Origin of the sequence: Methylobacterium sp. J-067, from assembly GCF_022829465.1 — a bacterium.
Lineage (GTDB): Bacteria > Pseudomonadota > Alphaproteobacteria > Rhizobiales > Beijerinckiaceae > Methylobacterium > Methylobacterium litchii.
Genome location: NZ_JAKSXZ010000048.1, coordinates 1 through 220 on the forward strand (window position 1 = coordinate 1; position 220 = coordinate 220).

Genomic DNA, 220 nt, shown 5'->3' on the forward strand with positions numbered 1-220 from the left:
CTTCGCAAACTTGGCATAGTGCGGGTGGGCGGCTCGCCAGTCGCGAAACCATGTCTCCCGGAACGGCTCAAGCCAAGCGATACCAGCTTGGCGCCATTCGTCGTGCTCGGTCAGCGCGTACATCGCCGCCGCTTCAAGACAGTCGATCTCCGTCTCGCAGAGATGTTCGAGAGCGGCCGTCATTACGATGGACAAGCCTAGCGCACTCACCTCTGCCATG

Annotated in this window: 1 protein-coding gene; it reads right to left on the reverse strand. The window is 60.9% G+C overall.

Annotated features, from left to right (window positions below):
* Window positions 1-183 (reverse strand): hypothetical protein (locus MKK52_RS04060; RefSeq protein ID WP_243952479.1); only part of this gene is annotated, 183 nt, incomplete at its 3' end.
* Window positions 184-220: the final 37 nt, after the last annotated feature.